Source organism: Rhodococcus sp. IC4_135, assembly GCF_011602025.1.
Lineage (GTDB): Bacteria > Actinomycetota > Actinomycetes > Mycobacteriales > Mycobacteriaceae > Rhodococcus_F > Rhodococcus_F baikonurensis.
In genome coordinates, this window is record NZ_JAAOLG010000017.1 from 1 (window position 1) to 19,560 (window position 19,560).

8 protein-coding genes are annotated in these 19,560 nt (G+C 63.5%); 3 read left to right on the top strand and 5 right to left on the bottom strand.

What is annotated here, in order from left to right; translation table 11 throughout:
- The 3 genes from G8767_RS24430 to G8767_RS24440 all read left to right on the top strand — a co-directional run.
- Positions 1 to 12,262, top strand: a 12,262-nt coding sequence (locus G8767_RS24430; RefSeq protein WP_166812333.1) for a non-ribosomal peptide synthetase, incomplete at its 5' end; no start/stop codon positions are given.
- 86 nt (positions 12,263 to 12,348) lie between these two features.
- A complete protein-coding gene (locus G8767_RS24435) occupies positions 12,349 to 13,371 on the top strand; it encodes an alpha/beta hydrolase family protein (protein WP_166812335.1) in 1,023 nt (340 codons plus the stop codon).
- A gap of 102 nt (positions 13,372 to 13,473) precedes the next feature.
- Positions 13,474 to 14,295, top strand: coding sequence for a GNAT family N-acetyltransferase (locus G8767_RS24440; RefSeq protein WP_166812337.1), 822 nt, complete (start codon positions 13,474 to 13,476; stop codon positions 14,293 to 14,295).
- Between the two features lie 10 nt (positions 14,296 to 14,305).
- Here G8767_RS24440 and G8767_RS24445 read toward each other — a convergent pair whose 3' ends face one another.
- The 5 genes from G8767_RS24445 to G8767_RS24465 form a co-directional block, all read right to left on the bottom strand.
- Positions 14,306 to 15,772, bottom strand: coding sequence for an FAD-dependent oxidoreductase (locus tag G8767_RS24445; RefSeq protein ID WP_166812339.1), 1,467 nt, complete (start codon positions 15,770 to 15,772; stop codon positions 14,306 to 14,308).
- A gap of 87 nt (positions 15,773 to 15,859) precedes the next feature.
- A complete protein-coding gene (locus G8767_RS24450; RefSeq protein ID WP_095973295.1) occupies positions 15,860 to 16,321 on the bottom strand; it encodes a carboxymuconolactone decarboxylase family protein in 462 nt (153 codons plus the stop codon).
- The gene (locus G8767_RS24455) at positions 16,318 to 17,262 is read right to left on the bottom strand and encodes an NAD(P)-dependent oxidoreductase (protein WP_166812341.1); all 945 of its coding nucleotides are present in this window, start codon (positions 17,260 to 17,262) and stop codon (positions 16,318 to 16,320) included. The genes G8767_RS24450 and G8767_RS24455 overlap by 4 nt, the downstream gene beginning before the upstream one ends.
- The gene (locus G8767_RS24460; RefSeq protein WP_166812343.1) at positions 17,259 to 18,008 is read right to left on the bottom strand and encodes an SDR family oxidoreductase; all 750 of its coding nucleotides are present in this window, start codon (positions 18,006 to 18,008) and stop codon (positions 17,259 to 17,261) included. Before G8767_RS24460 ends, G8767_RS24455 begins: the two co-directional genes overlap by 4 nt.
- 47 nt (positions 18,009 to 18,055) lie before the next feature.
- Positions 18,056 to 19,522, bottom strand: a complete 1,467-nt coding sequence (locus G8767_RS24465; protein WP_166812346.1) for an aldehyde dehydrogenase — start codon at positions 19,520 to 19,522, stop codon at positions 18,056 to 18,058.
- Between the last annotated feature and the right edge of the window lie 38 nt (positions 19,523 to 19,560).

The window sequence follows — 19,560 nt, forward strand, 5'->3', positions numbered from 1 at the left end:
GTTCATGGTGCCGTCGGTGGTGGTGGTGTTGGGGGAGTTTCCGGTGACGGTGCATGGGAAGTTGGACCGTAAAGCCCTCCCGGACACTACTTTTACAGCCGCGGGCTATCGGATGCCGAGCACGCGAGCCGAAGTTCTGGTCGCCCGAGCCGTCGCCGAGGTACTCGGTCTCGACCAGGTGGGCGCGGATGACAATTTCTTCGAACTCGGTGGAGACTCGCTCAGCGCCACTCGCGTCGCAGCGCGCATCAGATCCGAATCGATCACCAACGTGGGGGTGAAGGCCCTGTTCGACACTCCTGTGGTCGCTGATCTGGCGGCATCGATCGATCCACTGGAAGCTGCGCTGCGAGGTTCGGGGCTGGAAGGTTCGAGGATTTCGGAAATCGCGGGTAAGCCACGGCCAGAACATATTCCACTATCGCTCTCACAGACGCGTATGTGGTTCGTCAACCAGTTCGACACGTCGTCTCCGCTCTACAACATCCCCGTCGCACTACAATTGGACGGGTTCCTGGATTCGGGTGCGCTCGAAGCCGCACTGGGTGATGTGGTGGAACGGCACGAATCCCTTCGAACGCTCTTCCCGACGTCCGCGAACGGGCCCTACCAGGTGATCGCCGAACCAGCGCTCGCTGCTCCTCGAATCCACCCCGTGCCGATTCCCGGCGAGCGGCTTTTTACGGACTTGCACGCGTTCTTCGACATCGGATTCGATGTGTCCGAAGAGTTCCCGCTGCACGTGAGGCTACTCCGAATCGGCCCGGAGCAGCATGTTCTTGCGATCGTTGTTCACCACATCGCCGCGGACGGTTTCTCGATGGCACCATTGGCACGTGACCTGATGCGCGCCTATACATCCCGTGCTCAGGAGCAGATTCCGGACTGGGCGCCACTGCTCGTCCAGTATGCCGACTACAGCCTGTGGCAGCGAGAGATCCTTGACGCAGAAGTTGGTCCGGAAACGTCGTCCTCGGAGGAATTCGATTATTGGACAGCAAAGCTGTCGGGTATTCCGGAAGTCTCGCCGCTCCCTCTCGATCGACCGCGGACGCTGAAACGGTCTGCCGAGGGTGCGGTGGTTTCGATGGACTTCTCGCCCGAGATCCATCGAGCTTTGAACGAACTTGCACACCAGAATGGTTCGTCCCTGTTCATGGTGATGCATGCGGCTCTCGCGGTACTGCTGGCACGGCTCACGACGGCGGACGACGTAGTGATCGGGACCCCGGTCGCAGGTCGCGGTGCATCGGTGTTCGACGATGTGGTCGGGATGTTCGTCAACACGCTCGTGCTTCGCACTCCTGTCACTTCCGGAGCAACCTTTGCCGAGGTGTTGGCCGCGGTGCGGTCAACCGATCTCGGTGCACTGGACCATGCAGACATTCCCTTCGAGAGGTTGGTGGATTACCTCTCGCCCGACCGTTCCACCGCACATTCACCTCTCTTTCAAGTACTCCTCGAATTCCAGACCGATACGGGACTGCGCTTCGAATTGCCGGAACTGACGGTTCGCTCGCTCGATGTCGATCTCGCGGTTGCAAAATTCGATCTGCAACTGAGTGTGATGGAGCACGTCGACGAGCACGGTGATCCCACCGGTATCAGCGCCGGTTTCCGTTATGCAACAGATATTTTCGATCGGATGTCGGTGGCGCGCATCGCGGCGCGCTTCGAGAGAGTGATCGGCGCCGTGATCGAGAACCCGTCGGCGGTCGTCGGCGATATCGACATACTTCTGGCCGGCGAACTCAGCGGGGTGCTGGGTGCGCCCTCGGCCTCGGGCTCGGCCTCGGTCTCGGGCGTCGGAACACACGAGGATTCTTTGTCGGATCTCTTCGATCGCACGGTGCGGACGTCCGGGGATGCGGTGGCGTTGCGCTGCGGCGGATTGTCCGTCACCTACCGCGAACTCGACGAGCGAGCAAACCGCCTCGCTCGACTATTGGTGGCGCAGGGGGTGATGCCGGAAACCCTGGTGGCAGTCGCGATGGCCCGCTCGATCGACCTGATGGTGGCATTGCTGGCGGTGGTGAAGGCCGGCGGCGGATACATACCGGTGGACTTGACCTCTCCGGTCGACCGGGTGGACTTCGTGCTGCGTGACTCCGCGCCGAAGTGCGTGCTGACCACTCGGGCCGACGGCGACGACATACGAGACAGTGACGCAGTCGCAGACAACGAGATTCCAGTGATTGCCGTGGACGACCAGGCGATTCGCGTTGCGCTGCACAGGTTTTCTCCGCTTCCGGTGACCGACCGAGATCGGCTGCGACCGCTCCGACCCGAATCGGTGGCCTACGTGATCTACACCTCGGGGTCTACCGGGCGCCCGAAGGGTGTGCAGGTTTCTCACCGCAACGTGGTGACGTTGCTGGCAAACGCCAGAGCGCTCTTCGGCTTCGACAGCGGCGATGTGTGGACGATGTTCCATTCAGAGGCATTCGACTTCTCGGTCTGGGAAATGTGGGGTGCTCTCGCACACGGTGGCCGACTGGTACTGGTCGACTACTTCACGGCCCGTTCACCAGAGGCATTCCTCGAATTGCTACGGCACGAACGTGTCACGGTGCTCAATCAAACTCCCACTGCCTTCTATCAATTGGCGGAAGCCGAACGGCTTACCGGGGGTGGAGCTCTGTCATTGCGCTACGTGATCTTCGGCGGAGAAGCCCTCGACTTCGGACAGGTGACGCGCTGGTACGCCCGCCGCGGGACTTCGTCACCAGATCTGGTCAACATGTACGGCATCACCGAGACCACCGTGCACGTCAGCCACCTACCGCTCGATCGTGAGCTGGCGCGTGAAGGATCTGCTTCGGTGATCGGGCAGGCGTTGCCCGGGTTGCGTGTGTACGTGCTGGATCAGCGGCTGCATCCAGTGCCGCCAGGTGTGGTGGGTGAACTGTATGTCTCCGGCGATCAGGTTTCACGCGGATACCTCGGCCGGTTCGGTCTGACCTCCGCGCGGTTCATTCCCGACCTCACGGTCAGTGGGGCGCGTATGTATCGGTCCGGTGACCTGGGGCGCTGGAACGACAGCGGGCAGCTGGAGTACCTCGGACGAAACGATCTGCAGGTGCAGGTGAAGGGGTACCGAATCGAACTCGGCGAGGTGGAGGCTGCGCTGCTCTCCGGAGTGGGCGTGTCTCAGTCGGCGGTGGTGGCCCGCAGAGACCGGTTGGTGGGCTACGTGGTACCGGAGCCCGGTGCGACCATCTCTCCGGCGGCGTTGCTCGAGTATCTCTCTCAGAGGTTGGCGCCGCACATGGTCCCCGCTGTCGTGACGGTTCTCGAGGTTATGCCGCTGACGGTGAACGGGAAGCTCGACCGGAAAGCGTTGCCTGAACCTGATTTCGGGCGACAGGCAACCGTGAGCCGTGGCCCCGCCTCCGAGACGGAAAACATCCTTGCGGACCTGTTCGCCGAAGTTCTGGGACTCGACGAGGTGGGGGTCGACGATTCGTTCTTCACTCTCGGCGGTGACTCGATCATGTCCATCCAGTTGGTGACGCGCGCCAAGTCTGCCGGAGTTCTGATCACACCGCGGGAGGTGTTCGAACTCAAAACCGTGACAGCGCTGGCCGAGACGGCTGGAATGGCCGGCAACCGCGTTGTGCTCGACGAGTTGCCAGGCGGCGGCGTCGGTGAGATCGAGTTGACGCCGATCATGAAGTGGATGATTGATCGTGGTGGAGATTTTCGCCGGTACTCACAATCTGTTCTGCTCACGATTCCTGCCGCGGTCGACGAGGGCACGCTGACGCGGGCCATCCAAGTCGTGGTGGACCATCACGACGTACTCCGGTCGAGCCTGCGGGCGTCGTCGCCCCCAGACTCCGTTCGGCGGATGGACGTTGCGCCTCCAGGTGCAGTGCGGGCCCAGACACTCGTGCATCGCATGCGTGTCGACAGCGCTGTGGCGCAGACGGTTTCGACGGCACTGGAGGCCGCTCTGGATCGGCTCGATCCGGCGGCCGGGGTGATGGTGCAGGCAGTCTTGCTCGACACCGATGCACACGACGAGAAACGGTTGCTCCTCGTCGCTCACCATCTCGTGATGGATGGGGTCTCCTGGCGAATCCTGATCCCCGATCTGGCACTTGCTTGTGCGCAGATGCAGTCAGGCGTCGACCCTTCACTGGCTCCGGTCGGGACGTCGATGCGTCGATGGGCACGTGGCCTTGTCGACGCCGCGCGCGAGCCGGATCGGGTGGCTGAACTCGACTACTGGCGAGAGGTGCTCGAGGGTCCCGATCCGAAGCTGGGTGTGCGCGCTCTGACGAAGAGGGACACCGCCTCGGCCACCACTGACATCGAAGTACGAGTTCCCCCGGGACTGACCGAGGTCGTGTCGACGACAGTGCCGCAGGCGATTCACGGGAGCGTCGAGGACGGTTTGTTGACGGCTTTGGCTCTTGCGATGGTCCGCTGGCGCATGGACTGCGGGGTCGACAATCCGGAGACGTTGATCAGTCTCGAGGGTCACGGACGCGAGGAGCAGGTGGTTCCCGGGGCAGATCTTGCTCGCACCGTGGGATGGTTCACGTCGATCTTCCCGGTGCGGATCGATTTGAGCGGAGTGGATCCGATCGACGCCTTCGCCGGCGGCCCGGCCGCGGGCGTCGCTGCCAAGGCCGTCAAGGAACAACTCCGGGCGGTGCCGGACCGCGGCGTCGGCTTCGGGTTGCTGCGCTATCTGAACCGCGAAACGGCACACACTCTTTCGCAACTTCCCGTGCCGCAGATCAGTTTCAACTACCTCGGACGCGTCGGTGGATCCGACTCCGACGCTTCAGCGGGATGGGTACCGATCCGTGACGAGGACCTGCGGACGGTTGCGGCCGTCGATCTTCCGCTCGCCGGCGTTCTCGAGGTCAACGTGATGACCGTCGACAACAGTGACACCGACAACAGTGACCCCGAGGACGGCCCGCAGCTCGTTGCCAGCTGGACGTTCCCACCGGACATTCTGGGTGCGGACGACGTTCGGCAACTGGCGCAGTGGTGGCTCGATGCACTGGCCGGGCTCGGAGAGTACGCGGCGGACGGCGGCGGATTCACACCCTCGGACTTCGACCTGGTCGATCTTCGACAGGACGCGGTCGACGACCTCGAAAGTCGGTGCCCCGACCTGACCGACGTCTGGTCGCTCTCTCCATTGCAGGCGGGGTTGTTGTTCCATGCCGAACTTGCCGAACGATCGGTCGACGCATACCTCGTACAAGTGGCTCTCGATCTTGCCGGCGCAGTCGATTCGGAGCGCCTGCGTCGCGCCGCCGACGCGCTGCTCCGCAGGCATGAGAACCTGCGTACCGCCTTCCTTCACGGACCGGACGGCCGTGCTGTCCAGGTGGTCCGAAGCAACGTGGCAGCGCCGTGGCAGGAAATCGTCCTCACTGGTGCAACAGATCAGGATCGTGATCGAGCGTTGGCCGAGGACCGAGCGCGCCCGTTCGACATGGCGCGGGCGCCGTTGATCAGATTCACTCTGATCGCTCTCACCTCCGAAAAGTTCACGCTGGTGCTCACCAACCATCACATCCTTCTGGACGGCTGGTCCATGCCACTGCTGATCCGGGAATTGGCGACGCTCTATGCCGCTGACGGTGAAGTGGCGGCCTTGCCTCACGCGCGCGCGTATCGCGATTATCTGACCTGGATGAGCCGCCGCGATCTGCAAGCCTCGAGAGCTGTATGGGCGAGAACGCTGCGCGGAGTCGAAGGACCGACGCTGCTGGCTCCGGCGGTTCGATCGCGTCGACTCTCCACCATGGCGGCCGAGTGGGTGTTCGATCTGAACGAGGAATTCACAGCCTCACTTCGCGGGATGGCGCGTGAACTCGGACTGACGATCAACACAATTGTTCAGGCATCGTGGGGGATCGTCCTCGCCGCACTGACCGGGAGAGACGATGTGGTGTTCGGTGCGACGGTGTCGGGTCGACCTCCCGAGCTGACCGGGATCGAAACCATGGTCGGGCTGTTCATCAACACAATTCCGGTCCGAATCACGCTGCGCCCGAGAGAAAGTATCGGCACCTTCCTCGCGCGGATCCAGGCCGAGCAAGCAGAGCTGTCGGATCACCACTATCTCGGGCTTTCCGAGATCCAAGGAGCCACCGGGCCGGAGACCGGCTTCGACACGTTGACTGTCTTCGAATCGTATCCCGTTGACCGTCAGGGTCTTTCGTCCGATACCGATACTGCGGGGATCCGGATCACCGATGTCCAAGCCAAGGACGCTGCCCACTACCCGCTCAGCCTGGTGGCATCGGTCGACACCAGGCTCCGCCTGAAATTCGAGTACCTACCCGAGGTGTTCGGTGCCGCCGACATCGAAGAGATCGCCGGACGACTGCGGCGTGTACTAGAAGCGTGTGTCCAGCCGGATCGCCCTGTGGCAGTGGTGTCGGTGCTCGCCCCGTCCGAACGTGCCGAGTTGGTACCAGCCCGTGGCACGGCTGGTGGGTCGTCGCGTGTTTTCCCGGAGATCTTCGACGCGGCAGCCCAGCGTGATCCGAACGCGTCGGCCGTGGAATCGACGGACGGCAGCATGACCTACGGCGAGCTGGACATCCTCTCCAATCGCATTGCTCGCGTGCTTGTCTCGCAAGGTCTGGGAACAGAGGACTACGTCGCAGTCGGTGTCCCACGTTCTCTCACGTCTGTGGTAGCGATACTCGCCGTCGCCAAGACAGGCGCTGCATTCGTGCCGATCGATCCCGATTATCCAGACGAGCGGATAAACCACATGCTGATCGATTCGAAGGTCGGCTTCGGATTGACCACCGCCGCTGACCGAGATCGACTGCCCGATATCGCGGAGTGGCTGATTCTCGACGATCCGCACTTCACGAAGAAGTGCGAGGGATTCTCGGGGAGCCCACTGACCGACAACGACCGACTCCGTCCGATCGGCTTGGATTCAGCCGCCTACGTCGTCTACACCTCGGGGTCGACCGGCGTGCCCAAGGGTGTCGTGGTCACGCAGCGAGGGCTCGACAACTTCGCCCGAGACCAGGTCGAACGCTACGGCGCAACTCCACAATCACGCACGCTGCACTTCTCCACTCCGAGTTTCGACGGGTCGCTCTTCGAATATCTGCAGGCGTTCGGCGCCGGGGCGACGATGGTTATCGCTCCACCCGGGATCTACGGGGGTGAGGACCTGGCGCAACTGCTGGCCGAGCACGCCGTCACGCACGCGTTCATCACCACGGCGGCACTGGCATCGGTGGATCCGGCTGGGCTGGAACAACTTGCGGACGTCGTATTCGGGGGCGAGGCGTGCCCGCCCGACCTCGTCGCACGCTGGGCACCTGGCCGCCGCCTGTACAACGCGTACGGACCGACCGAAGCAACCATCATGTCCAACGTCAGCCCGCCGATGGCCGCCGGGGAACCGATCACGATCGGTGGACCCGTCAGGGGCGTCAGCGAACTGGTGCTCGACGCTCGACTTCAAGCGGTTCCCGTCGGGGTCCCCGGCGAGCTGTACCTGGCCGGACCTGGCGTGGCACGGGGATACCACCGAAGGTCGGGGTTGACGGCAGAACGCTTTGTCGCCAACCCGGCTGACCCGGGAACGCGGATGTACCGCACCGGCGACATCGTGCGATGGACGCCGGACATGTGTGTCGAGTACGTCGGGCGAAGCGACTTCCAGGTCAAGGTCCGAGGCTTCCGTGTCGAACTCGGTGAGATCGACAGTGTGCTGACGGCGGAGCCCAACGTCGGATTTGCCGTTACGGTTGCCGATTCCGGCCCTACCGGAGACACCCGACTCGTGTCGTACGTCGTGCCTACGGCAGGTCAACTGGACACCGGGGTCTTGATTCGCGCCGTGGCCCGGCGCTTGCCTGCGCACATGGTGCCTGCCGTTCTCACGGTGCTCGAGAACATTCCGTTGACCGCTGTCGGAAAAGTCGACCGTTCGGCGTTGCCCAGCCCTGAGATCGGCACAACCACAGGGGATTTCCGGCCCCCGGTCGGACCGGTCGAACAGGCGGTGTCGGACGAGTTCGCAGAGGTGCTCGGCCTGGAACGAGTCGGAACCGACATCAGTTTCTTCGAGCTCGGGGGAAATTCTCTCAGCGCCACTTCGGTCGCGGCGAGGCTGCGGGCGGTGCTCGGAGCCACCGTCGGAGTGCGGGACCTGTTCGAGACGCCGACGGTGGCCGAGTTGGCCACGGTGATCGACCAGTCGGTTGCCGAACGGTCGGAGCGACTGGAACCGCGCCCCCGACCCGACGACATCCCCTTGTCGTTTGCCCAGCAGCGAATGTGGTTCGTCAATCAACTCGACACCAGTTCTCCCGCGTACAACATTCCGCTCGTGGTGCGGCTGAGCGGTGAACTCGACAAGCCGGCGTTGAGATCAGCGGTGTCCGATGTCATCGCCCGCCACGAATCGCTGCGAACGATGTTCCCGGTCCGCGGCGACGGACCGGTCCAGCACATCGTGCCCACCGAGAGCGCCGCGCTGCCGCAACTGGCCGAGACATCGGTGACCGACGAACATCATCTCCGTGACGAGCTTGCCCGAATGGTCTCGGCCGGTTTCGACGTCGCCGCACGAATTCCCCTGCGGGCATCGTTGTTCACCATGAATGAGTGCGAACACGTACTTGCCGTAGTGGTGCACCACATTTCGGCTGACGGCTTCTCGATGTCTCCGCTGACCCGAGACGTGATGATTGCATACGAGGCCCACGCGCACGGCGGGGAACCCCAGTGGACGCCGCTTCCAGTCCAGTACGCCGACTTTGCGCTCTGGCAACGTGAGATTCTGGGCTCAGCCGACGACCCGGGGTCGGTGATCACCGAGCAGTTGGCTTACTGGCGACGCGCACTGTCAGGCGCTCCCGACCTCTTGGAACTTCCCCTCGATCGAGACCGGCCGACACAACAGAGTTTTCACGGCTCGCGGATTCACTTCTCGATCAGCCGTGATCTTCACCGCCGGATTCGGGACGTGTCGAGGCAGCATGAGTCCACTGCATTCATGACTGTGCATGCAGCACTCGCGCTCTTGCTGGCACGTTTGGGCAGCACCGACGACATCGTGATCGGAACGCCGATCGCCGGCCGGGGAGATCGTGCCCTCGATGATCTGGTCGGCATGTTCGTCGGCACGCTCGCACTGCGCACACAGGTGGATCCGGCTCGATCGTTCCGGGAGTTGGTTGCGCATTGCCGCGAAGTCGACCTTGCCGCGTTCGCTCATTCCGACGTTCCCTTCGAGCGGGTAGTGGAGGCGGTCGGGCCGAAACGGTCGAGCGCTTATCCGCCGATTTCCTCGGTGTCCCTCGAATTCCAGAACAACGATCGGCCGATCCTGAACCTGGCGGGACTGGAAGTCCGCGGGATCGACCCCGAACTCGAGGTAGTGAAGGTAGACCTGGAATTCCTGCTCGCCGAAGAGTACGACGATCGCGGTGCACCGGGAGGAATGAGCGGAGCCGTCGACTTCGCCACTGATCTCTTCGACCCCGGCACGGTCAGCGGGTTTGCCGACATGTTCGTTCGTGTACTCGAGTCCGTGACCCGGAATCCGGAGGTACCGATCGGTGACATCGATCTACTCGGCGATCGTGAACGTCGCGCGTTGACGCCGGCGCGTGGGCTCCCCGAAGTACCTCCGAAACTGTGGCCTGAGTTGTTGGCGGACGCGGTGGCGATCGATCCGGACTCGGTGGCCCTGTCGCTGGAGAATCGGCAGCTCAGCTATCGCGACCTGGACGAGTGGTCGAATCGTGTTGCCCGGGAGTTGTGCGGTCGGGGTGTGGGCCCGGAGACGTTCGTGGCGCTGGGGATGCCTCGCTCGATCGAATCGGTGGTGGCGATCTGGTCGGTGACCAAAGCCGGAGCGGCTTTTGTGCCTGTCGATCCGGCCTATCCGCGCGAGCGCGTCGAATACATGCTCGCCGATTGCCGAGCCTCGCTCGGTTTGACTGTGCAGTCCAGCCGAACTCACCTACCCGACGTTGTTCCCTGGCTGGAACTCGACGATCCACACTTCGCCCGGCGGGTGGCCGCGCGGTCGCCGAAACCGATCAGCGATGACGATCGAACCGGTGAACTGAACCTCGATCATCCGGCCTACCTGATCTACACCTCGGGCTCTACGGGGAAACCCAAGGGAGTGAACATTACTCATCGAGGTTTGGCGAGCTTCACGGCAGAAACTCGTGAGAGGTTCGAGGTCACACACGACTCTCATGTTTCACAGTTGGCCTCGCCGAGTTTCGACGCTTCCATCTTCGAGTTGACGATGGCATTCAGTGCGTCGGCGCGAGTGGTGATCGTTCCGCCTGCTGTGTTCGGTGGCGCCGAATTGGCCGATGTCTTCCGGCAGGAGCAGGTCACACATGCCACCATTACACCGACCGCGCTGGCGGCGTTGGGTGCCAACGGTTTCGAGGCGCTCCGTGTTCTCGATCTGGTGGGCGAGGCCTGCCCGCCGGAGGTCGTCGCGCAATGGGCGCCGGGTCGGAGGCTGCACAACGGCTACGGCCCGACTGAAACCACCGTGCAGGCAAGCGTCAGCGATTCGATGAAACCCGGTGCGGGAGTGAACATCGGCTCACCGGCAGTGGGCTTCGGCTTCTTGGTGCTGGACGGGCGTTTGCAGCCCGTCCCGGTCGGTGTGCCGGGGGAGTTGTACATCATGGGCCCAGGTATGGCACGTGGGTACCATAATCGGGCGTCGCTCACGTCGGAACGATTTGTCGCTTGCGTGTACGGGTCTCCGGGGCGCCGAATGTACCGCACCGGGGATGTCGTGCGTTGGCATGAGTCCGGCGGTGCCAGTGCCGAAAGCGACAGTGCCGAAATCGTCGGGTCCGGCGAGGGCGCACATCACACACTCGAATACATCGGGCGAAGCGACTTCCAGGTCAAGGTCCGCGGATTCCGGATCGAACTCGGCGAAATCGATGCAGTTCTCATGCATCATCCGGCCGTGGGCTTCGCTGCCACCATCGGCCACGTCGGACCGTCGGGTGAGACGGTCCTGGTGTCGTACGTGCGCGTGTCAGCTGCCGACGCCACGGACAGCGACGAGATACGGGCGTATGCAGCCGACCGACTACCCTCCCACATGGTTCCGTCGGCAGTGGTGCTTCTCGAGCGGATTCCGATGACACCGGTGGGCAAGCTCGACCGAAAGGCTCTACCGGAACCCGAATTCGGTTCGGCTGCCGCCGAGTTCCACGAGCCGGTCACTGATACCGAGCGCGCCGTGGTCGACTCGTTCGTCGAGGTTCTGGGTCTCGACCGGGTGAGCACTACCGACAGCTTCTTCGACTTGGGTGGGTCCTCCCTGGTAGCCACCCGAATCGTCAGCGCACTGCACTCCCGTTTTCAACGCAGAATTCCGCTTCAGTGGATGTTCCTCGACCCGACGCCCGCTGGAATCGCTCGACGCCTCGACTTGCCGACCGTGGACGCCGGCATGGAAGAGCTTCTCGCCGTGGTAGTTCCGCTGCGGACGAAAGGAAGTGGGCGACCGCTGTTCTGTGTGCACCCTGGTATCGGCCTGTCCTGGGGGTATGCCGGATTGGTGCGGTATCTGCCCGAGGACAGACCGGTGTACGGATTTCAGCTACCCGCACTCAGCGACGACGGTGACTATCAGTCGATCGAACAGTTGGCGCATCGTTACGTGGAAGAGATGGAGGCCGTTTCGCCAGACGGGCCGTACGACTTACTCGGATGGTCCCTCGGTGGAGTCATCGCGCACGCCATGGCCGTCGAACTGCAATCGTCCGACCGCGAAGTCGCCACACTGGCCATGATGGACAGCTACCCCGACAACGGGGATGCGCCTGCGTCAGCCGAACTCGACGTCCGAGACCTACTTCGGGGACTCGGCCTCGAAGTCGAGACCGACCGAGATCTGACCTTCGACGAGGCGGCGGCCGTGGTGGCCCGGACGCTCGGGCCCGAAACGGGAGTCGACGGTCGGAACCTCGAGCGGATTGCCCGCGGGTATGAGACTTCGCAGAGAATCACCCACCAGTTCGTTCCGCAGATCTACCAGGGAGACCTGCTGATCTTCCCGGCTGACGGAAAAGACGACACGATTGCGCGCGAAAGGTCGCCACAGGAATGGCGTCCGCTCGTGACGGGACGGATCGTGGAGGTGCCGGTGCGTTGCGGACACAACGAGATGATCGAGGCCCCGGCCATGGCGGTCATCGGACCGGAGATGGCCCGGCTTCTCACGATGTTTTCCGGATACTCCGAACGGGCATGACACCTTCAAGCCACCGAGCCGCACGCCCGCGAAGCGAGCGCCACCGAGCTGTTGCCGGGCACCGCAATCGAGCACGAGGAGCGGCAATGAGAAGGATCGGACGTACTCGGGCGATACTGGTCGTCGCCCTCGTCGCTTGGACGGGATTGTTCGGCGAAGCCGCGCTCGCCTCGGCTGATCAGGCTCGAACGTTGCCTTCAGACGGTTCAGCTCTCGATCACGTCGAGGAAATCAACGCCCGTCAGCTGACTATGTACGTCTACTCGGCTGCAATGGACAAAGTGATTCCGCTCGAGGTGATTCGGCCGGCAGACACAAGTGCGCCCCGACCGACCCTCTACCTACTCAACGGCGCCGGCGGCGGCGAGGACACGGCGACGTGGCAGACACGGACAGACGTCGTCGACTTCTTCGGCGACAAGAACGTCAACGTCGTCAACCCCATCGGCGGTGCCTACAGTTATTACACCGACTGGGAGAAGCCCGATCCTGTTCTCGGACTGAACAAGTGGACCACATTTCTCACTCAGGAGTTGCCGCCGATCGTCGACGCCACGCTCGGCACCACGGGTGTGAACGCGGTCGCCGGCTTGTCGATGGCGGGAACCTCCGTTCTGAGCCTGGCCGAGGCTGCGCCGACGGTTTACCGCGCGGTCGGCGCTTTCAGCGGGTGCGCCGAGACGAGTACTCAACCCGGTCAGGACTACGTGAGATTCGTGGTCGGATTCCGCGGCGGCAACGTCGACAACATGTGGGGTCCGGTTGGTGGCCCGGGGTGGGTAGCCAACGACCCTGTGGTCAATGCCGAGAGATTGCGGGGTGTCGACCTCTACATCAGCAACGGATCGGGCTTGCCCGGCCCACACGAGAATCTGGGCGGACCGATGGTCAACGGCGACCTCGGGGTCCTGGCCAATCAGGTGATCGTCGGCGGAGTGATCGAGGCGGGGACGAACCAATGCACCCAGCGTTTGGCCGAGCGGCTCGACTCCCTGGGCATCCCCGCCACGTATGACTTCCGGGCAACGGGTACTCACTCGTGGGGTTATTGGCAGGACGATCTTCACAACTCGTGGTCGATGATTGCCGAGTCGATCGGTGCGCGTTAGCCGGCGAACCCGAGGATCGGTGGCTGAGTTGTTTCTCACTCCGGGGCGCTCTTGCCGAACCTAGCCGCCCGACCTGCAGGTCAGCGGCGTTATAGTCGCGGTATGAGTTCAGAAACACTCGCGCCCCTCGACACCGATGTACTTGCGCGCCGGTTCGCGTGCCTGGGTGATCCGACGCGGCTGCGAGTGCTCCGACTTGCTGCCGGCGGTCCGATCGACGTCGACACGATTGCACACGCCGCATCACTCGAGCCGTCGACGCTGAGTGCGCACCTCGAGGCCTTGATCGAGGTCGGTTTCGTCGAGGCTTCGGTGCGCGAAGGCACCTCGGTTGTCAGTGTTGCCGGAACGGCATACTCCGATCTGATGGCAGCCGCCGCCGTCGTGGCTGCGCGTGGTCCGGTCAAAGACACACTGGGAGTTCTTCCCGACGACGTGGTGCTGCGCCGCATGGAATCCGACGACTGGGATGCCGTGCGCTCGATCTACCGCGAAGGAATCGACACCGGAACCGCGACGTTCACCACCTCGGTGCCGTCCGCCGAGAAGCTCGACGCGCAATGGTTACCTGATCATCGATGGGTCGCGGAGATCGACGGCCGCGTCGAAGGCTGGGCGAGCCTGAGCCCGGTGTCCTCGCGAGACTGCTACCGCGGGGTCGCCGAGAACTCCATCTACATCGGTAGCGGCGCTCGCGGGCGCGGCGTGGGCAAGCTGCTGCTTCGCCGACAGGTGCAAGCTGCCGACGCCAGCGAGATCTGGACGGTGCAGTCGTCGATCTTCCCGGAGAACCGGGCAAGCGTCGCTTTGCATCAGGCCGTCGGATTCCGAGTCGTCGGCACTCGGTCGCGTATCGCTCAACTCGGTGGCAGGTGGCGTGACACGTTGTTCCTCGAACGTCGCAGCGAGGACGCTGAACTTTGAGAAGAGCTGTTCAGCCCTTGGCAGCGCTGATTCCGGCGCGTCGCCCGTAGAAGCTGCCGTCACCGAGGGACGTTCCGGAGGCATACCCGCCGGCGCAGACACCGGCAGTGCAGCGTCCAGCGGCAAAAAGACCCGGGATCGGTTCGCCGGAGACGTGCATGACCTCCGAGTTGATCGACGTGCGCAGACCGCCGAGCGTGAATCCTGCGGTGAAGTTGCGAAGGTCGAGCGCAGCGACGGGTGAGCCGATCGGCTTGACCCACTCCTGCTTCTTGCCGAGGACGGGGTCTTCACCACGGGCGGCGTGGCGATTGTAGACCTCGACGGTCGACTGAAGTGTGCCTTCCGGCAGGCCCATGTCGGATTCGAGTTCCTCGACGGTCTCGGCCACCCACTTGGGCTGGAATCTGAAGAACGGTGTGGAACTGTCGGCGGCGCAGCCCTCTTCGTAGGAGGCTTCGTCGATGATCAGGTAGGCCTGATTCTCGTTGCGCAACAGCGTCTCCTGACCGATTCTCCCCGGGTACGTGTCCTCGTTGACGTAGCGCTGGCCGCGTCCGTTGACGAGAATGCCGCGGATCATCAACTGGGGGTCGCCGAAGAACGCGACCTCGGTTGCGTCCATGTGTGCGAGGTCCGCCCCGAGAGCCTGGGCCATCTGGATCGCCTTGCCGTCGTGCTCTTCGATAGCCGCACCGGGGCGCCCGATCAGCCGTGGGGCGTACGACTGGATCATCGCTTCGTTGTAGGCGAAGCTTCCCGTCGCCAGCACGACACCCGTGCGTGCTCGAACCGCCACTTCCTTGCCGTACTGCTTGGCGATGATGCCGACTACTCGATCGCCGTCGACGACCAGTCGCTGCACTCGCATGTCGTATTCTGCTCGTACGCCGAGGCTTTCGGCCGTCTCGATCAACGGCTTCATCAACATGAAGCCGCCGCCCTTCTCGCCGGTACGCTTGCCGCTCATCTGCGGAACGTGTCCGCGAGGGGCCGGTGTCGCGATCGTGTTGAACGGTGCCGAGTTCTCGCCGCCGGAATACATGAGACCGTCGTCGAAGGGCGTTTCCCACCCGGGTTGGCCGTAGAAACTCTCCTTGAACGGCACGCCGTTGTCGACGAGCCAGTTGTAGTGTTCGACGCTGCCCTCGCAGTAGTCGGTGATCTTCTCCTCGTCGGCGCCGGGGCCGAGCGCGGCCATCATGAACGATTTCATGTTGGCAGGGGAGTCCTCGAACCCGAGTGCCTGTTGGAGCGGGGTTCCGCCACCCAGATAGATGAATCCGCCTGCCAGCGCCGCAGCGCCGCCCCAGCCGCTCGTGCGCTCGAGCACCAACACGTCGGCGCCCGCTCGCGCCGCCTCGATCGAAGCACTCACTCCGGCAATGCCGTAGCCGGCGACGACGACGTCAGCCTCGAAGTGCCACTGCTCGATGCTTGCGGCGGACTGCGGACGGATTGAGCTGGCCTCGGCCATGGATTCGGATCCTTCGTTCTTCTGGTTGGTTGGTGGGGGAATCGGTAGGTGTGATCGATGCCCTGATTGCAGTATCTCGACCGAAAGTCAGTCGGTGTCCGTTTTCGCGGAATCGGCCGCGGCCTTCTCCTTGGCGCGCGCGGCTTTACGTCTGTCGGCCTTCACGGCGATCAGCGCATTGTTGAGGCCGGTCGCCAGGGGCCAGCCGACGTAGTGGCACAGGAAGATCGCGGCCTCCTCGAATTGCTGCTCGGTCAACTCCTCGTTGTGAAGAGCAGCGTTGATCTGGATCTTTGCCACATCGCTCTGCCCCTGGGCTGTGATGGCACCAATCAGCAGCAGTCTCCGATCGCGCACCGACAGGCCCGGCCGCGTCCAGATGTCGGCGAAGAGGTGATCGGCGGTCACGGCGAAGAAGTCGCCGGGAACGTCGGCGGGGAGTTCCCAGCCGTACACCTCGTTCATCTTCGCTACGCCGCGAGCGCGGGTCTCGGAGACGCGGCTTCCGCCCGTTCCATTGGTGTCGGTCGTGTGAGTGGTCTCGGTCATGCGTGCTCCCGTGTAGTGGACGCCGTAGATGCCGGTGAAGGCTCGGCGAGCCTGTCTTCTCTGTCATTCCCGACGCCCAGACCGGCACCGAGTCCGGCGAGCGCAAGGTGCGCGAGCGGCAGGTCGAGATCCAGCCGATCACCGAGGTCGATGGCCAAGGCCAGGTCCTTCTCCCCGAGATTGCGAACATGCCGCAGTATCGAGAACCACGGGTCGTCCTCCGCGACTGGCGCGGTGGTGTCGCGGAGCATGATCGCGCCCGCGCCGCCGGTGATCGCATCGGTGTGTCTGACGACTTTTCCGAGCGTGCGGAGATCGAGTCCTGCTGCTTCGGCGAGTCGCGCAGCTTCGGTCGCGGCTGTGAACGAGATGAAGTGAAGAAGGTTGCGTGCGAGTTTCATTCGCGTTCCCGCACCGATGTCGCCGGCATGAACCACCAGTTCGGCCCAGGATCCGAAGGGCTCGCGGACGGCCTCGAACGCCTCGTCGGAGCCGCCGATCATCACGGCCAGCCTTCCCTGCGCTGCGCCGCCGGCGCCGCCACTGATCGGTGCGTCGACCAGCAGAACGCCACGCTGTCGACAGATACCAGCGAGTTCCACCGCCGTGGTGTCCGAGATGGTGGAGTGAATTGCGACGACAGTGCCTGGCTGTGCGGTCGACAGGATGCCGTGCGGCCCGCCTACAACCTCGCGCACCTGCGCGTCGTCGAGCACCGTGACGGAGATGATTCTCGCCTGCGCTGCAACGTCGGCGGGCGTCGATGCTCCACTCGCGCCCGCACTGGTGAACGGATCGAGGGCTTCTGCGCGGGCATCACACACGACCAGTCCGCCCGGCCAGTCCAGGAGGCGCGTCGCCATGGGCGCACCCATGTTGCCCAAACCGATGTACCCCAGTCTGGGTTTCGAAGGGCCGGCTTTGGGCGCCGAATCCGTCATGATCGGTACACCTGGCCGCCGTCGACGTGGAAGATCTGCCCGGTCACCCAGCCTGCGTCGTCGGAGAGAAGGAACAGGCACATGCCGACGAGATCCTCCGGCGTACCCATGCGCTGCAACGGGATTCGTTTGACCATGTCCTTGACGATATTTCCGGGGGTGACGGTTCGAGTCGCCTCCGTGTCGATGGGACCGGGAGCGATGGCGTTGATCCGGATGTTCGACCAGCCGAGTTCGGTCGCGAGTTGTTGAGTCAGGCTGTTGACTCCGGCTTTGGCGAGTCCGTAGTAGTTCGAGTACAGCCACGCCGCCGTGGAGGATTGGTTGACGATCGAGCCACCCTTCTCCCGCATGTGAGGTACGACCGCCCGGCACACGTGCAACGCGCCGTCCATGTTGACGCTCATGAACTTTCGGTAGTAGTCCCAGTCGACGGTCAACAGCGAGTCGATCTTCATTCCGCCGTAGATGGCAGCGTTGTTCACCAGATGCTCGATGCTGCCGAACTGCTCGATCGTGAAGTCGGCAAGTGCCGCAGTCGATTCTCCGTCGGCAACGTCGACGTCCTTGAAGACCGCTCGTCCTCCGTCTGCGGTGATCTGCTTGGCGACAGCTTCGCCGAGTTCGCGATTGAGGTCGGCGACTACCACGTTGGCCCCCTCCGCGGCCAGAGCCCGGGCATACGCCTCTCCGATACCCTGCGCTGCTCCGGTGACTATCGCGGTGCGACCGTCGAAACGTCCCATGTCGACCTACTTTCGTGGTGATGATCCTGTGGTGAGGATGTGGAATGTCAGGAAGGTGAAGCGACGAGCTTGGTTTCGAGGTATTCCTCGAAACCCGCGAGGCCCATTTCGCGGCCGATCCCGGATTGCTTGTAGCCGCCGAACGGTGCGTCGGCCGAATACCAGACGCCGCCGTTGACGCTCAGCGTTCCGGTTCTGACACCGGCAACGACGTGCGCGACGCGATCGGGATCGGTGCCCCATACCGAGCCGGACAGGCCGTAGGGGGAGTCGTTGGCAATTCGGATTGCGTCGTCGTCGCTGTCGTACGGAATGATCACGAGAACGGGACCGAAAATCTCCTCCTGCGCTACGCGAGACGAGTTGTCCAGCCCGGCAACGAGAGTGGGCTCGACGAAGAAGCCGCGCTCGTGATCGTCTGGACGGCCACCACCCGTCACGATCGTGCCGCCCTCTTCGACCGCGAGGGAGAGGTAGCTCTCCACCCTGGCGCGCTGGCGCGCCGAGATGACCGGACCGCACACCGTTCCGCGCGCGCTGGGGTCACCGGCTCGGATACCCGCCATCGCGGCGGAGGCCGCGGCCAGAGCATCTTCGTACCGAGCGTGCGGCACCAGAAGTCTGGTACTGAGCGCGCATCCCTGACCGGCATGAACGCAGACGGAGAACGCGGCAACCGAGCATGCACCCTTGATGTCCGCGTCGTCGAGGACGATGAATGCGGACTTGCCCCCGAGTTCGAGGAAGACCTTCTTGAGGGTTTGCGCGGCCGTGGCCATCACCGTGCGTCCGGTGGCGGTGGAACCGGTGAAGGACACGAGATCGACGCGCGGATCGCTGCACAGCTGGGCGCCGAGAGAGTGATCCGTCGACGTCACCACGTTGACGACGCCGGCCGGGATCTCGGTTTCTTCGGCAATGACCTTGGCGACCAGCGCGGCGCACCAGGGCGTGTCCGGCGCGGGTTTGAGAACGATGGTGTTGCCGGCCGCGAGGGCAGGACCGAGTTTCGCGAAATTGATCTGGTGCGGAAAGTTCCACGGTGTGATTGCGCCGACGACGCCGACCGCTTCCTTGAGCAGTCGGCGATGAGTCGGAATCCCCATCGGTGACGCGTGCCCGAGATCTTGTTCCCAGGAATAGGTTTCGATCAGATCAGCCCAGTAGCGAAGATCTTCGATCGGGCCTTCGAGTTGTGGACCGCTCGTCAGCATGACGGGTGCGCCCACCTCGGCGACGGTGATCTCGCGCAGCTCCTCGATGTGAGACTGGAGTGCGTCGCACAGTTGGCGTAGGCAGCGAGCGCGAAATCCGTGATCGCGTGCCCATTCGGTGTCGTCGAACGCACGGCGCGCAGCGGCGATGGCCGCGTCCATGTCCGCTGCGGTCCCTTCGGCAGCGCGGCCGATCAGTTCCTCCGTGGCCGGGTTGAAAACTTCGAAGGTTCCACCGGATCCGGGAACCAGCTTTCCGTCGACGAGAAGTGCAGAACTGTCTGCGGGTCGAAGCGTCATAACGCAAACCCTCTCTTTCTGGACATGTGTCTGGACTC